Genomic DNA, 14,089 nt, shown 5'->3' with positions numbered 1-14,089 from the left:
CGCACCCGCCGCCGTCCGGTTGTTAGCGTGCCGGACAGGGGAACAGGGCTCACGGTCAGGACGGGGAACGATGAACACTCGTACAGCAGTCGTGGCGGCGGTGCTCTGCCTCGCGGCCGTGTCCTGCGGCCCGTCCGGCGGCGACTCCTCCCACGGCAAGGACGGCGGCAGGCCGAGCAGTCCGTCGAGTGCGAAGCCGGCCGGCGACGACGCCTCGTCCCCGGCCCCGCTGCCGTCCCCGAGCACGCTGCCGGCCGGTACCGGCAAGGTGCTCACCGAGGCGGAGCTGACCGAGGCGGCCCTGGCCACGGGCGACGTGCCCGACTACGAGGTCACCCCCCTGCAGGGCAGCCAGGACACCGGCACGGAAAGAGCCGAGAATCAGGCCTGCCGGCCGCTGGCCGCCGTGATCAACGGCGCTCCCGAACCCGCCGCGACCGCCACCGTCTTCCGAACCGTCATGGACGGATCGGAGGAGGGAAAGGACGACCAGACCGTCGTCACCGAGATTCTCACCTCCCACCCGAAGGGCGGGGCCCAGCAGGTGCTGCGCGGCGTCAGGGACGCGGTGCGGGCCTGTGCGGGCGGGTTCAGGACCTCGAGCGACGAAGGGCCGTCCACGTACAGCAAGGTCGATCTCCTGGACGCGCCGCGAGTGGGCGAGGAAAGCATCGCCTACCAGGTGACGGGGAACATCGAGGGCGACAAGGTGCCACTGGTCTTCCAGCTCGTGCGGAGAGGCTCGACCGTCGTCACGTTCTACGTCGCCGACTTCGTCGACGCGACGCCTCCGGAACTCCCGGCGGAAGTGGTCACTGCGCAGCTGGCCAAGCTCCCGTGACCCGCCTCTTCAGTCGGCCTGGTCGATCTGCACCTGCACGCCCGGCCGCAGCCCCCACTTCTGCATCGTCCCGGCCGCCGACTCGAGCACATGGCGGGACCGCAGCCGCACCCTCCCGAGCCGCCCCGGCTTCATCGTATGGACCGCCACGACGTTGAACTTCCGGTCCAGGTAGGCCACATCGATCGCGAACCGCATCCCGAACGTGTGCACACTCCCGCACGGGGTGATCATCAGTGCCCCGTCGATCCCGTCCTGCCCGAGAAGCCCCTTCGACCGGGCCCGGTACGAGGCGGCGATCCGAAGCGGTATCTCCAGCCCCGGTCCCCCCTCCCGGTCCCCGACCGTCAACGTCCCGTTGCCATTGCGCCATTGACCCATGGCGACGACGGTAGCGCCCGGTGACGGCCACTGGGCCCGGAATGCCGCGCAGTGGGCCCCAGGGCCCATGACCCGTGTGCGTCGCCCGCCTAGGGTCGGTTCCGTGTACGTCATGCTGACAGGCGTCGCCGCGCTCTGGGGCGCCGCGACCGGACTGCTGGTTCCGCGCGCCGCCTACCGGTTCTCCGTCGAACCGGAGGACGCATGGCGGGACACCTGCCCCGCCGGCCACCCCTTCAGTGGGGTGGCCCGCGGCTGGCTCGGTTCCACGCGGTGCGCGGCGTGTGCAGCGGGTGCTGCGGCGCGTACGACTGCGCAGACGAGGACGGCCGCGGTACCGGCCCCAACCGTCGAGCCCGCCGTCCCTGTTGAGCCCGACGAGCCTGTTGAGCCCGACGAGTCCGACGAGCCCGACGGGTCGGCGGACACGGGTACGAGGGAGGGCGACGGTCGGGAGGGGGACGCCTGCGCCGAACCGGTCGCGCGTTACGCCCCCGCCGTCCTTGCCCCCGTCGCCACCACCCTCGGCTGCGCCGCCCTCGCCGCGGCCACCGGGCCCCGGCCCGAGCTTGCCGTCTGGCTGCTGCTGGCCCCCGTCGCCGTACTCCTTGCCACCATCGACCGCCGCGTCCACCGGCTGCCCGACCGGCTGACGCTGCCGCTCGCCGGTGCGGCCGTCGTACTGCTGGGCGGCGCGGCGCTGCTTCCGGAGCACGCCGGCTCGTGGCTGTCAGCCCTGCTCGGCGGCCTCGCCCTCGGCGGCTTCTACCTCCTGCTCTTCCTGATCAACCCGAACGGGATGGGCTTCGGCGACGTCAAGCTCGCCCTGTCGCTGGGGGTGACTCTCGGCTGGTACGGGTGGGCGATCGTCTTCGCGGGCGGCTTCGCCGGGTTCGTGCTCGGTGCCGTGTACGGGCTCGGGCTGGTGATCCTGCGGCGGGCCGGGCGTAGGACGGGCATCCCGTTCGGGCCGTTCATGATCGCGGGCGCGCTGCTCGGGATACTGTTCGGCGGCCTCGCGGCCTGACCCGCCCGGGCCCCGGAATTCGGTCGCGTCCGCGCACGCTCGGATGGCACCATCCCCGCATGCCCGGATCATCGGAAGAAGAGGAACGCGCTCGCTTCGAAGCGCTCGTCGCCGAGGCCGCCGCCGTATCCGTCGACGGCTGGGACTTCTCCTGGCTCGACGGCCGGGCCACCGAACAACGCCCCTCCTGGGGGTATGCGCGCGCCATGGCCGACCGGCTGGGCCGGGCGCAGGCGGCCCTCGACATCCAGACCGGCGGCGGCGAGGTCCTCGCCTCCGCCCCGAAGCTGCCACCGGTGACCGTCGCCACCGAGTCCTGGCCGCCGAACATCGCCCGTGCAACCGCGCTGCTGCACCCGCGCGGCGCGGTCGTGGTCGCCGATGCCGACGAGCCGCCGCTGCCGTTCGGGGACGCGGCGTTCGACCTGGTGGTCAGCCGGCATCCGGTGACCACCTGGTGGGCGGAGATCGCGCGCGTGCTGAAGCCCGGTGGTACGTACTTCTCGCAGCAGGTCGGGCCGGCCAGCGTCTTCGAACTCGTCGAGTACTTCCTCGGTCCCCGGCCCCCCGAGGCCCGTGGCGCCCGCGACCCGCAGCGGGCCCGCGCCGACGCGGAGGCGGCCGGGCTCGACGTCGTCGATCTGCGGCCGGAGACGCTGCGTACCGAGTTCTTCGACATCGGCGCCGTCGTCTACTTCCTGCGGAAGGTGATCTGGATGGTGCCCGGCTTCACGGTCGAGCAGTACCGGCCGCAACTGGCCGCTCTGCACCACCTCATCGAGACCGAGGGGCCGTTCGTCGCGCACACCACCCGCTTCCTGATCGAGGCCCGCAAGCCGCAGCAGCCGTAAACCTGGTGACGCTCGCTGTGTCACCACTCTCCCTTCACCGGCGTACGCCCGAAAGGATGCGACCCTGGGCGGTGACGCACGGGGAAGGAGCGGGCCATGAGGGTGGAGAACGGCGAGGAGGCCTTCCGCAGCACGCGGCAGGGCAACGCCGAATGGCTCAGAGGGGCACGGGTCGTCGGTGTGCTCGGACTCTTCTACCGGCCGGAGGGGCGGATGGGGGAACCGGAGGCCGTCGAGTTCCTGCTCTCCGACAGCCAGTCGTTGCTCCTGACCTGCGCCTCCGACTGGACCCTGCACATCGGCCCCGGAACCTGGCCGCGCCTGCCCGAGTGGTGCGTACCCGCCGGCCAATGGGAGTTCGCCGCCCTGCCGCACCTGCCGGAACCGCCCGACGGCGGCTGGACGGTCACCCGCACGGAGGAGCTCCGGGACGAGCGCGGCGAGGTGCACCAGGCCGTCATCCGGTGCGAGGGCGGACGCTTCGTGGTCATCGGCGGGGACACCGTCGCGATCCGTTACACCCGCGGCCACCGCGGCGCGGAAGCGACCACCTGAGTACACGAGCGACCACCACCGGGGGACGTCATGCGTGGGGCCCCACCGTCACCTTTCCGACCGTCAGTTCCGGCTTCCCCTCCAGCACCACCCCGACCCGCTCCACCTGCTCCTCCAGACCGCGCAGCTGCCCGGCCGTGAGTGGGGACAACGGCTCCACGGTCACCGGGAGCCGACGGCCCGAGCGGCGCTGGTGCCAGACCCCGGCGACCGCTCCGTCGATCAGCAGCACCGGGTGGTTCCCGGCCTGGCCACCCGCCAGCGCGCGGGCGTACGCCGCGCCCGGGAAGAGCCTCTCGCGGGGCTGCGACGCGATGGTGAACGCGTCGAAGTAGGGGAGCAGCCGCACCCCGCGGGCCGGCCCGGCGGGGAAGTCGGTGTCGCCGGCCACCAGCCAGGCCGGCCCGACACCTTCGTACGCCACCTCTTCGATCGCCCCGGCCCCGGCCCGTTCCGCGAAGACCGATACCGCCCAACTGATCGGCGCGGCAAGCCATTTGGCGAAGTGTTGCGGCGTGGCGGGACCGTACGCGTACAGGTAGCGGTGCACGAGCCCGGCCAACGCCTCCGGGCCGTCGAGCGGGGTGGTGCCAGGGTTCGTGTACGTGACCTTGCGGCCGCGGTCGGGGGCGAAGCGCAGTACACCGCGGTGGCCCGCGAGATGCATCACCTGCCGCCAGCGCGGCCACATGCCCTGGAACGCGGGCATCACCCGGTCCCCGGCCCACGGCCCGGTGCGGGCGACCACCGCGTCGGAGAGCTCGTCGATCGTCAGCTCGGCCCCCGTCAGCGCGTCGCCGATCGCCGCGAGCACCTCCTCGGTCTGATCCGCACTCAGCCGGACGTCCTTGCCGAGCGGGCCGGACCGGACCGGGATCGTGGACAACGCACCGGTCCACAAAGGCAGTTCGTCCTCCGGCAGCAGATGAACGGTGCCGCGGGGTCCGAACGTCCTGACCAGGATGCGGTCGTTCCACAGCGCCTTGCGCACGTCGGTACGCGTCGCGCCCGTCAGTCGCAGCCCCACGGACAGCTCGGCGGCGGACGGCACCTGTGCATGGGCGGCGAGCATCGCCGCCACGGCGCGGCCGGGGGAGGAGGTCATCGGGTCGGCGAGGCCCTGGCGTCCGATCCGGCGCGCGTTCGCCTCGGCCCAGGTCACGGTCGCGGTTCGTGTCGTCATGATTCGGAAACTAGCGGCCCATCAGGTCAGAGCGTGTCCCCTGTGCCATATCGGTGCTCACGACAACGCCCACGCCCTCCGTCGCGGTGGCCCTCCGCCGACCGGGTGAAGGCCGGCCCGGATCGAGCGGATCGAGGCCGCGCTCACTCCGATGGCCCAGGGCCCGCACACCACCGAGGCCGGGGACCGCGAGGTGGCCGTCCGGTGGCCACCGGCGCCACTGCCGGCCGTGAACGGGAACGGGCCCGGGGCCGGTACGCCCCGTTCCGGCGTCAAGGCGGCGCCCCGGGCCGTCCACCGTCTTCGCACCCTCTCCAGGGCCCCGGAATCCGGGCCCGGAGCGGAGTCCCACCAACTCGGAGAGTAATTGTGGAGCGGCGTGGCACGCAGCATCACTTACGAAGGGTTATGGTGGAAACCCCCCCTCGGGCCGGTCCGTATCCCCCCCCACGGACCGGCCCGTTTTTTGTGGGCAGGCGGTGCAGGCCCCGGGCGGGACCCGCGAAAACCGGACCGATCAGCCCCGTCCGGCCCAGATGTTGGTGCCCGCGGTGTCCACGGCGAAGGTGTCGATCTCCTTCAACTCCTCGGCGGACAAAGCCGGTCCGGCAAGCGCCGCGACGTTCTCCTCGAGCTGCTGCACGCTCGAAGCGCCGATCAGGGCAGAGGTCATACGGCTGTCCCGCAGCACCCAGTTGAGTGCCAGTTGGGCGAGGGACTGTCCGCGCCGCTGAGCGATGTCGTTGAGTCCGTTCAGCCGGCGGACCACCTCGTCCGAGAGCAGATCCGGGCTGAGGGACTTGCCCTGGGTCGCGCGCGAGCCCTCCGGGATGCCGTGCAGGTACTTGCCGGTGAGCAGGCCCTGGGCGAGCGGCACGAAGGAGATGCAGCCCATGCCGGCCGCCTCCAGCGTGTCCAGCAGCCCGTCGTCCTCCGTCCAGCGGTTGATCATCGAGTAGGACGGCTGGTGGATCAGGGCGGGCACACCCATCTCCTTGAGCAGCCGGGCGGCCTCGGCGGTCTGCTCCGAGTTGTACGAGGACACACCCACGTACAGCGCCTTGCCCTGCTGCACTGCGGAGGCCAGCGCACCCATCGTCTCCTCGAGCGGGGTGTCCGGGTCGAAGCGGTGCGAGTAGAAGATGTCGACGTAATCCAGCCCCATCCGCTTCAGCGAGGCGTCCAGCGACGACAGCAGGTACTTGCGGGAGCCCCACTCGCCGTACGGGCCGGGGTGCATGTCATAGCCGGCCTTGGTCGAAATGACCAGTTCGTCGCGGTACGGGGCGAAGTCCTGGCGGAAGAGCTTTCCGAAATTGAGCTCGGCGGAGCCGGGCGGCGGGCCGTAGTTGTTGGCCAGGTCGAAGTGGGTCACGCCGAGGTCGAAGGCGCGGCGCAGAATCGCCCGCTGGGAGTCCAGTGTGCGGTCGTCGCCGAAGTTGTGCCACAGGCCGAGCGAGACGGCAGGGAGCTTGAGACCGCTGCGGCCGGTCCGGCGGTACTCCATGGAGTCGTAGCGCGAACCGGCAGCCCGGTAGGAAGAAGAAGAATCAGTCACGTTTCCCTCCTTATCACGTACTTGTGACAGACCAGGTTGGGCCGGTGCGGCGCCTGCGCAGTAATGTGGCGACGTCGGGGACTGCCACGGCACGGCGGAGCGATGGCTCTGCGGACTTGTGCGGCGATCCCCAGGGGGACGACCCCGGACCCCGGGCAATGGGGCGGGCGGGCCCGCACAGAACCGAGAGGTGAACTCAGTGAACTTGCGCGACCTGGTGTACAGGCTCTACGCGCGCCGGGTGGAGGCCCGCCTCGATCACACCCAGGTGCCCAAGCACATCGGTGTCATCCTCGACGGCAACCGGCGCTGGGCGAAGGCGTCCGGTGGCACAGCCGCGCAGGGACACCAGGCCGGTGCGGACAAGATCCAGGACCTGCTCGGCTGGTGCAGTGAGACCGATGTCGAGGTCGTCACCCTGTGGCTGCTCTCCACGGACAACTTCGACCGGCCCGCGTCCGAGCTGACCCCGCTCCTCGGCATCATCGAGAACACCGTCCGCGACCTGGCGGCCGACGGCCGGTGGCGCGTTCACCACGTCGGCACGCTGGACCTGCTGCCCGCGCACACCCAGACCGTCCTCAAGGAGGCGGAGCAGGCCACGGTCGGCGTCGACGGGATACTGGTCAACGTCGCCGTCGGCTACGGCGGGCGGCAGGAGATCGCGGACGCCGTGCGCTCGCTGCTGCTCGACCACTCGTCCAAGGGGACGTCCTTCGAGGACCTCGCGGAGATCGTCTCCACGGACCTGATCTCCGAGCACCTGTACACGCGGGGGCAGCCGGATCCGGACCTGGTGATCCGCACGAGCGGTGAGCAGCGGCTGTCCGGCTTCATGCTCTGGCAGAGCGCGCACTCCGAGTACTACTTCTGCGAAGTCTTCTGGCCGGCGTTCCGCAAGGTCGACTTCCTTCGCGCGCTGCGCGACTACGCGGCCCGAGGCCGCCGCTTCGGCGGCTGACGCCGCCGCGCCTCCCGACCCAGCCTGTCCGTCGTCCGACGACGGAACCCCGGGGCGGGTGGGCCCGGACCCGTGCCCCCGGGGCGCCGCTTCCGGCTCGCCCGCGCCCCTGCGCGACGGTTCCGGCCCCAAGTGCCGGACGGACTCACATCATGGCCCGGACCTGTGTGGTCGGGACATCACTTCCGGCTCACCCGCCCGCCGCGTGGCGGCATGGCTTCGCGTGTTCGAGGGAATACCCCTGACAGGTCGACGTCCGGTCAAAAACCAGGCGGACGTCGTGTCCAAGTGAGTGGCATCGAGTCCGCTCGCCCGGGAGGCCCTTTGCACACGAAGGACCGTACATACAGTGCGGCCGACGCGGAGGGCCGGCGCTCGGCCCGCGCAAGGTGGCCGCAGCCCGGTCCGTCCTCTCCCTTTGGGATGCTCCGCGACGCCGTCGCAGCCCAACCTCGTCCGAGGGGGTACGTCCTTCCGTGGTGACCAGCACAAAGCGCCGCATGCCCGACAGGCGCACCTACGTTCTCGACACCAGCGTCCTGCTGGCCGATCCGAACGCCATGGCCCGCTTCGACGAGCACGAAGTCGTGCTCCCGATCGTCGTGGTCACGGAACTGGAGGCCAAACGCCACCATCCGGAGCTCGGCTACTTCGCCCGGCAGGCCCTGCGCCTGCTGGACGACTTCCGCGTCCGGTACGGCAGGCTCGATGCCCCGATCCCGCTCGGGGATCTCGGCGGAACGCTGCGCGTCGAACTCAACCATTCCGATCCCGGCGTACTGCCCGCCGGCTACCGGTTGGGGGACAACGACTCACGGATTCTCGCGGTCGCGCGCAATCTCCAGGCCGAGGGGTACGACGTCACGGTCGTCTCCAAGGACCTCCCGCTGCGCATCAAGGCATCGTCGGTCGGCCTCCTCGCGGAGGAGTACCGCGCGGAACTCGCCATCACCGACTCCGGCTGGACGGGGATGGCGGAACTTCCCCTCTCGGCCGAACAGGTGGATCTGCTCTTCGGAGAGGAGACGCTGTACGTCCCCGAGGTCGCGGAACTGCCCGTGCACACCGGACTGGTCCTCCAGTCCGAGCGCGGCAAGGCGCTCGGCCGGGTCACGGCCGAGGGCAATGTGCGCCTCGTCCGCGGCGACCGGGAGGCGTTCGGGATCCACGGCCGCAGCGCCGAGCAGCGCATCGCCCTGGATCTGCTGCTCGACCAGGACGTCGGCATCGTGTCGCTGGGCGGCCGGGCCGGTACCGGAAAGTCGGCGCTGGCGCTCTGCGCCGGTCTCGAAGCCGTGCTGGAGCGCAGGCAGCACCAGAAGGTCATGGTCTTCCGGCCGCTGTACGCGGTCGGCGGGCAGGAGCTCGGCTATCTCCCCGGCACCGAGGCCGAGAAGATGAGCCCCTGGGCGCAGGCCGTCTTCGACACGCTGTCGGCGGTCGCCGGGCGTGAGGTGATCGAGGAGGTGCTGGGGCGCGGGATGCTGGAGGTCCTGCCGCTCACCCACATCCGGGGCCGGTCGCTCCACGACGCCTTCGTGATCGTCGACGAGGCGCAGTCGCTCGAACGCAACGTCCTGCTGACCGTGTTGTCCAGGATCGGGGCGAATTCCCGGGTTGTGCTCACACATGACGTGGCCCAGCGGGACAACCTCCGGGTCGGCCGGTACGACGGCGTCGTCGCCGTGGTCGAGAAGCTGAAGGGCCACCCGCTCTTCGCGCACGTCACGCTCACCCGCTCCGAGCGTTCGCAGATCGCCGCACTGGTGACCGAAATGTTGGAGGAAGGCCAGATCTGATACTGGATGCGACAGTTGATGCCGCCCGGCGAGCCAAGGAGCTTAGCCGGGCGGCATCATGTTGCGGCGCCATTTCCGCAAAACACCTGAGCCAAACGAGGTGTGAGCTTTCACACGCAACGGAGAATTGCTTAGCGGTGGCCAGTTCCGGCAGAGTCTTGCTTCCGTCAGGCCCCGCATACGGCACACCCGCACCTCCAGAGGTGCCACGCACCACACAACTCAACAATCGCCGTCCGTATGCCGCCCGCGAGCACCACGCGGCACTCCCTCAGGGGAGCTGCCCACCGGGCCCGTGCCTCCCCGTGACCCAAGCAGTAGGGAGGCCAGTGTCAGGGGCACGATTGCGCCTGCGAGGTCACCTAAGCGGGCGATGCTGGAAGGACACCGTGTGAGCCGGATCTCGGTCCGGGGGTTCGCCGTGGCATCTGCCACTGCGGTCACCACCGTCGGCGCCGTCGTAGGCGTTGCTTCGGGCAGCACTCCTGCTGTCGACGACAACAACTTCGAGGCGACCGCAGCCGACACGACGCTGCTCGCCGACATCCCCGCGGGCCAGCAGGCCCAGGTGCAGACCGCCTCGCTGACGCAGCAGGCCGACGCCCAGGCGTCCGCTGCCGACGCGGCGGCGAAGAAGTCTGTCGAGGAAGCAGCCCGTATCCAGGCCGCCAAGGACGCCAAGTCGAAGAAGCAGGCGGCCGAGGACAAGCTGGAGCGGGAGCGGCAGGCCAAGGAGGACGCCGAGCGCGCCAGCCGTTCCGAGGTCCGCAGCGCCTCCGCGTTCGCCACGCAGAGCTCGTACACCGTGGCCGAAGTCCAGGCGATGGCTCGCCAGATGATCCCCAGTGACCAGTTCCAGTGCTTCAGCAACATCGTGAACCACGAGTCGAGCTGGAACTACCGGGCGACCAACGCCGCTTCCGGTGCCTACGGTCTGGTCCAGGCTCTGCCCGGCTCCAAGATGGCATCCGCGGGCGCCGACTGGCAGACCAACCCGGCCACCCAGATCAAGTGGGGCCTCAACTACATGGACAGCCGCTACGGCAGCCCGTGCGGTGCCTGGTCCTTCTGGCAGGCGAACAACTGGTACTAGAAATCGGAACCTTCCGGGGTTCCGGTCTCAACCTTGCGAAGCCCCTCACCGTCCTACGGTGAGGGGCTTCGCGCGTGTACCGTCGTCCGAACGGCTCCGGGGGGAGTGGTGGGGAGAGAACTCGGGGGAAAAGGAACGTATATGTCGAAACTGCCAGGTTGGCTCGGCCGGCTGGGCGCCGAACTGACCGAACTCGGCGAGCGCCTGGAGGAACGCCGAGCCGCGGCGGAGGCCGAGGCGGACCGGGACGCGGATGCCGAGCCACCGGTCCCGGCCGCCGCCGACCTCCCTGCCGCCACGGCCGACCACGTGCCGCCACCGCCCGCATACGCCCCGTCCGTCGCCGCCCGGCCCGATCCGGTCGCGGCGATCCCGTGGGGGATGCGCGTCGCGGCCGAGGCCGGCTGGCGGCTGCTCGTCCTGGCGGGCACGCTCTGGGTGCTGATGCGGGTCATCAGTGCCGTACAGCTGGTGGTGCTGGCGTTCGTCGCCGCGCTCCTCGTCACCGCGATGCTGCAGCCGACCGTCGCCCGGCTTCGGCGCTACGGCCTGCCGCGCGGTCTGGCCACCGCCGTCACGGCGATTTTGGGCTTCGTCATCATGGGCCTGGTCGGCTGGTTCGTCGTCTGGCAGGTCATGGACAACCTCGACACCCTCTCCGACAAGGTGCGGGACGGTATCGACGAGTTGAAGCGCTGGCTGCTCGACAGCCCCTTCCACGTCACCGAGCAGCAGATCAACGATGTCGCGAAGAACCTCAGCGACACCATCGGCACCAACACCGAAGAGATCACCTCCGCCGGGCTCCAGGGCGTCACCGTGATGGTGGAAGTCCTCACCGGGATACTGCTGGCGATGTTCTCGACGCTCTTCCTGCTGTACGACGGGAAGCGCATCTGGCACTGGGTGCTCAAGCTCGTACCCGCCCAGGCCCGGCCGGGTGTCGCGGGCGCCGGGCCGCGTGCCTGGCGGACACTGACCGCCTATGTGCGGGGCACGGTGCTGGTCGCCATGATCGACGCGATCTTCATCGGGCTCGGGATCTGGTTCCTCGATGTGCCGATGGCGGTGCCGCTGGCCGTCTTCATCTTCCTCTTCGCCTTCATCCCGCTGGTCGGCGCAGTGGTCTCCGGAGCGCTCGCGGTCGTCGTCGCGCTGGTCACCGAGGGCGTGTTCACCGCGCTGATGGTGCTGGTCGTGGTGCTGGCCGTGCAGCAGATCGAGGGGCACGTCCTGCAGCCGTTCATCCTCGGCCGCGCGGTCCGCGTCCACCCGCTCGCCGTCGTCCTCTCGGTCGCCGCGGGCGGCATGGTCGCGGGGATCGGCGGTGCGGTCGTCGCGGTGCCGCTGGTCGCGGTCACCAATACGGTGGTCGGCTATCTGCGGGCGTACGGGCAGGAAGCCGCCCTTCGCCATGCACCGCAGCCCCGCGGGGCCACCGCGATCGGCTCGGCCCCGACCTCGAGTCCGTCCCCGGCGCCGGAGCCACCGCCCGCTGGTGAGGGTGACGGGGAGGAGAAGCCGCCGGCGCAGTGAGGCGAAACGATAAGAAGGGCCCCGTGGACGGTCGGTCGTCCTCGGGGCCCTTCTCGTATCAGGGGTACTGCTGTTACTGCTCGGCGAGCACGGCCTCGGCATCGAGGGTCACGCCGACCGCCTGGATCACCGAGGCGATCTTGAAGGCTTCCTGAATGGTCTCACGGTCCACGCCGGCCTTGCGCAGCACCTGCTCGTGCGAGTCCAGGCACTGGCCGCAGCCGTTGATCGCGGAGACGGCGAGCGACCACAGCTCGAAGTCGACCTTCTCCACGCCCGGCTTGCCGATGACGTTCATCCGCAGGCCCGCACGGAGCGTGCCGTACTCGGGGTCCGACAGCAGGTGCCGGGTCCGGTAGAAGACGTTGTTCATCGCCATGACGGCGGCGGCCGACTTCGCCGCGGTGTACGCCTCGGCGGAGAGGTTGGCCTTGGCCTCCGGCTCGAGCTCGCGAAGCACCTTCGGCGAGCGCGAGGCGATCGCGCAGGCGAGGACGGTGCCCCAGAGCTGCTGCTGCGGGAGTTCGCTGTTCCCGATGACCGAACCGAGGTTCAGCTTCAGGTCCTTGGCGAAGTCCGGTACGGCGGCCTTCAGTTCGTCGAGTGCCATGTCGGTGTCAGCTCACTCGCCCGAGAGGAGCGCGACCGGGTCCAGGGTGTTCTCGCCCTTGGTCCAGTTGCACGGGCACAGCTCGTCGGTCTGCAGGGCGTCGAGGACCCGGAGGACCTCCTTGGGGTTACGGCCCACGGAACCGGCGGTCACCATCGTGAACTGGATCTCGTTGTTCGGGTCGACGATGAAGACGGCGCGCTGCGCGAAGCCGTCTTCGCCCTCGATGCCGAGGTCACGCATGAGCTCGTGCTTCGAGTCGGCCATCATCGGGAAAGGCAGGTCGGTCAGGTCCGGGTGGTCCTTGCGCCAGGCGTGGTGCACGAACTCGGAGTCGCCGGAGAAGCCGAGGATCTGGGCGTCACGGTCGGCGAACTCGTCGTTCAGCTTGCCGAAGGCGGCGATCTCGGTGGGGCACACGAAAGTGAAGTCCTTGGGCCACGCGAAGACGATCTTCCACTGACCCTCGTAGGTCTTGTGGTTGATCTGCTCGAACTCCTTGCCGCTCTCCAGCGAAACACAAGCGGTCAGGTCGAACTGGGGGAACTTGTCACCGACAGTGAGCACGCGCTCTCCTTGCAGCGTAGGAATTCCCTTTTGCGGGAGTTCCTCAGGGTTGGACGGTGTCCACCTTGGCACAGAGTGCATTGATCGCAGAAATAGCTACACTCGGTCCTGATGATCGGAGGTGCCTATCAGTGGCGCAGAGCAACCAGGGCAATCGACCTAAACAGCCCAGTCTGTCGCAGCTGCGCGCCTTCGTGGCCGTGGCCGAGCATCTGCACTTCAGGGACGCGGCGGCGGCAATCGGGATGAGTCAGCCTGCGCTCTCCGGGGCGGTGTCGGCGCTGGAGGAGACACTCGGTGTCCAGCTCATCGAGCGTACGACGCGCAAGGTGCTGCTCTCGCCCGCCGGGGAGCGGCTGGCGGTGCGGGCCGGGGCGGTGCTCGAGGCCGTCGGTGAGTTGATGGAGGAGGCCGAGGCGGTCCGGGCGCCGTTCACCGGTGTGCTCAGGCTCGGCGTGATTCCGACCGTCGCCCCCTACCTGCTGCCGACCGTGCTGCGACTGGTCCACGACCGCTACCCGGAGCTCGACCTGCAGGTGCACGAGGAGCAGACGTCGTCGCTGCTGGAGGGGCTGGCCGCCGGCCGGCTGGACCTGCTGCTGCTCGCCGTGCCGCTCGGGGTGCCCCAGGTGACCGAACTTCCGCTCTTCGACGAGGACTTCGTGCTGGTCATGGAGCGCAGCCACTGGCTGGGCGGTCGTGCCGACATCCCGCGCGAGGCGCTGCGCGAGCTGCCGTTGCTGCTGCTCGACGAGGGGCACTGTCTGCGTGACCAGGCGCTGGACATCTGCCGGGAGGCGGGACGCACGGAGAGGGCGCCGGTGACCACGACCGCGGCCGGGCTGTCCACGCTGGTGCAGCTGGTCGCGGGAGGGCTCGGGGTGACGCTGCTGCCGCGTACCGCCGTCACCGTGGAGACCGCCCGCAACGACGCGCTGACCACCGGGTACTTCGCGGATCCCGCGCCGTCGCGGCGGGTGGCGCTGGGGATGCGGACCGGGGCGGCGCGGCACGGCGAGTTCGAGGAGTTCGCGGCCGCATTGCGTGAGGCGATGCGGGCGCTGCCGGTACGGCTGACGGCGGGCACGTCCCACGCGTGAAACGTGAAAGGGGTGCGGCCCCTCCTT

Annotated in this window: 14 protein-coding genes; 9 read left to right on the top strand and 5 right to left on the bottom strand. The window is 70.1% G+C overall.

What is annotated here, in order from left to right:
* The first annotated feature begins 70 nt into the window (after positions 1-70).
* On the top strand, positions 71-841 hold the full coding sequence (locus OG963_RS18590; RefSeq protein ID WP_143136429.1) for a hypothetical protein: 771 nt from the start codon (positions 71-73) through the stop codon (positions 839-841).
* Positions 842-850: 9 nt separating this feature from the next.
* Here the strand turns inward: OG963_RS18590 and OG963_RS18585 are convergent, their stop codons facing one another.
* On the bottom strand, positions 851-1,222 hold the full coding sequence (locus OG963_RS18585) for a DUF192 domain-containing protein (protein WP_093773399.1): 372 nt from the start codon (positions 1,220-1,222) through the stop codon (positions 851-853).
* Between the two features lie 103 nt (positions 1,223-1,325).
* Between OG963_RS18585 and OG963_RS18580 the strand changes: the two genes are divergently transcribed.
* From OG963_RS18580 to OG963_RS18570, 3 genes are all read left to right on the top strand, one after another.
* A complete protein-coding gene (locus tag OG963_RS18580; RefSeq protein ID WP_371799257.1) occupies positions 1,326-2,249 on the top strand; it encodes an A24 family peptidase in 924 nt (307 codons plus the stop codon).
* A gap of 59 nt (positions 2,250-2,308) precedes the next feature.
* Positions 2,309-3,100, top strand: a complete 792-nt coding sequence (locus OG963_RS18575) for a class I SAM-dependent methyltransferase (protein ID WP_093929479.1) — start codon at positions 2,309-2,311, stop codon at positions 3,098-3,100.
* Between the two features lie 96 nt (positions 3,101-3,196).
* Entirely contained in the window at positions 3,197-3,655 is a 459-nt protein-coding gene (locus OG963_RS18570) for a hypothetical protein (protein ID WP_093772947.1), read from the top strand.
* A gap of 28 nt (positions 3,656-3,683) precedes the next feature.
* On the opposite strand, the gene OG963_RS18565 is transcribed toward OG963_RS18570, so the two are convergent.
* Both OG963_RS18565 and mgrA read right to left on the bottom strand, forming a co-directional pair.
* On the bottom strand, positions 3,684-4,838 hold the full coding sequence (locus OG963_RS18565; protein ID WP_319324654.1) for a winged helix DNA-binding domain-containing protein: 1,155 nt from the start codon (positions 4,836-4,838) through the stop codon (positions 3,684-3,686).
* Between the two features lie 517 nt (positions 4,839-5,355).
* Positions 5,356-6,396, bottom strand: coding sequence for an L-glyceraldehyde 3-phosphate reductase (mgrA, locus tag OG963_RS18560; protein ID WP_030914963.1), 1,041 nt, complete (start codon positions 6,394-6,396; stop codon positions 5,356-5,358).
* 199 nt (positions 6,397-6,595) lie between these two features.
* On the opposite strand from mgrA, the gene OG963_RS18555 reads away from it, so the two are divergent.
* The 4 genes from OG963_RS18555 to OG963_RS18540 all read left to right on the top strand — a co-directional run bounded on the left by OG963_RS18555 (position 6,596) and on the right by OG963_RS18540 (position 11,785).
* Positions 6,596-7,357 (top strand): isoprenyl transferase, encoded by a 762-nt coding sequence (locus OG963_RS18555; protein WP_093772941.1) that lies wholly within the window; start codon positions 6,596-6,598, stop codon positions 7,355-7,357.
* 476 nt (positions 7,358-7,833) lie between these two features.
* Entirely contained in the window at positions 7,834-9,156 is a 1,323-nt protein-coding gene (locus tag OG963_RS18550; RefSeq protein ID WP_030914969.1) for a PhoH family protein, read from the top strand.
* 391 nt (positions 9,157-9,547) lie between these two features.
* On the top strand, positions 9,548-10,249 hold the full coding sequence (locus OG963_RS18545) for a transglycosylase SLT domain-containing protein (RefSeq protein WP_030914972.1): 702 nt from the start codon (positions 9,548-9,550) through the stop codon (positions 10,247-10,249).
* A gap of 141 nt (positions 10,250-10,390) precedes the next feature.
* Positions 10,391-11,785 carry an AI-2E family transporter gene (locus OG963_RS18540; RefSeq protein WP_093772939.1) on the top strand — a complete coding sequence of 465 codons (1,395 nt, stop codon included), beginning with the start codon at positions 10,391-10,393 and terminating at the stop codon, positions 11,783-11,785.
* A gap of 73 nt (positions 11,786-11,858) precedes the next feature.
* On the opposite strand, the gene OG963_RS18535 is transcribed toward OG963_RS18540, so the two are convergent.
* Positions 11,859-12,395: an alkyl hydroperoxide reductase gene (locus OG963_RS18535; RefSeq protein ID WP_093772937.1), complete on the bottom strand. Its 537-nt coding sequence runs from the start codon at positions 12,393-12,395 to the stop codon at positions 11,859-11,861.
* Positions 12,396-12,407: 12 nt separating this feature from the next.
* A complete protein-coding gene (locus OG963_RS18530) occupies positions 12,408-12,962 on the bottom strand; it encodes a peroxiredoxin (RefSeq protein WP_030914981.1) in 555 nt (184 codons plus the stop codon).
* 131 nt (positions 12,963-13,093) lie between these two features.
* On the opposite strand from OG963_RS18530, the gene OG963_RS18525 reads away from it, so the two are divergent.
* The gene (locus OG963_RS18525) at positions 13,094-14,062 is read left to right on the top strand and encodes a hydrogen peroxide-inducible genes activator (RefSeq protein ID WP_362269790.1); all 969 of its coding nucleotides are present in this window, start codon (positions 13,094-13,096) and stop codon (positions 14,060-14,062) included.
* Positions 14,063-14,089: the final 27 nt, after the last annotated feature.

It is taken from the genome of Streptomyces sp. NBC_01707, assembly GCF_041438805.1.
Taxonomy (GTDB): Bacteria; Actinomycetota; Actinomycetes; order Streptomycetales; family Streptomycetaceae; genus Streptomyces.
The sequence above is the reverse complement of the archived record's forward strand: the minus strand, read 5'-3'. Positions and strand labels throughout refer to the sequence as shown.

Bases quoted from the DNA above. Each gene is read 5' to 3' on its own strand.
- OG963_RS18575 (WP_093929479.1), top strand. From the start codon at position 2,309: ATGCCCGGATCATCGGAAGAAGAGGAACGCGCTCGCTTCGAAGCGCTC.
- OG963_RS18540 (WP_093772939.1), top strand. From the start codon at position 10,391: ATGTCGAAACTGCCAGGTTGGCTCGGCCGGCTGGGCGCCGAACTGACC.
- OG963_RS18565 (WP_319324654.1), bottom strand. From the start codon at position 4,838: ATGACGACACGAACCGCGACCGTGACCTGGGCCGAGGCGAACGCGCGC.
- OG963_RS18535 (WP_093772937.1), bottom strand. From the start codon at position 12,395: ATGGCACTCGACGAACTGAAGGCCGCCGTACCGGACTTCGCCAAGGAC.
- OG963_RS18570 (WP_093772947.1), top strand. From the start codon at position 3,197: ATGAGGGTGGAGAACGGCGAGGAGGCCTTCCGCAGCACGCGGCAGGGC.
- OG963_RS18590 (WP_143136429.1), top strand. From the start codon at position 71: ATGAACACTCGTACAGCAGTCGTGGCGGCGGTGCTCTGCCTCGCGGCC.
- OG963_RS18585 (WP_093773399.1), bottom strand. From the start codon at position 1,222: ATGGGTCAATGGCGCAATGGCAACGGGACGTTGACGGTCGGGGACCGG.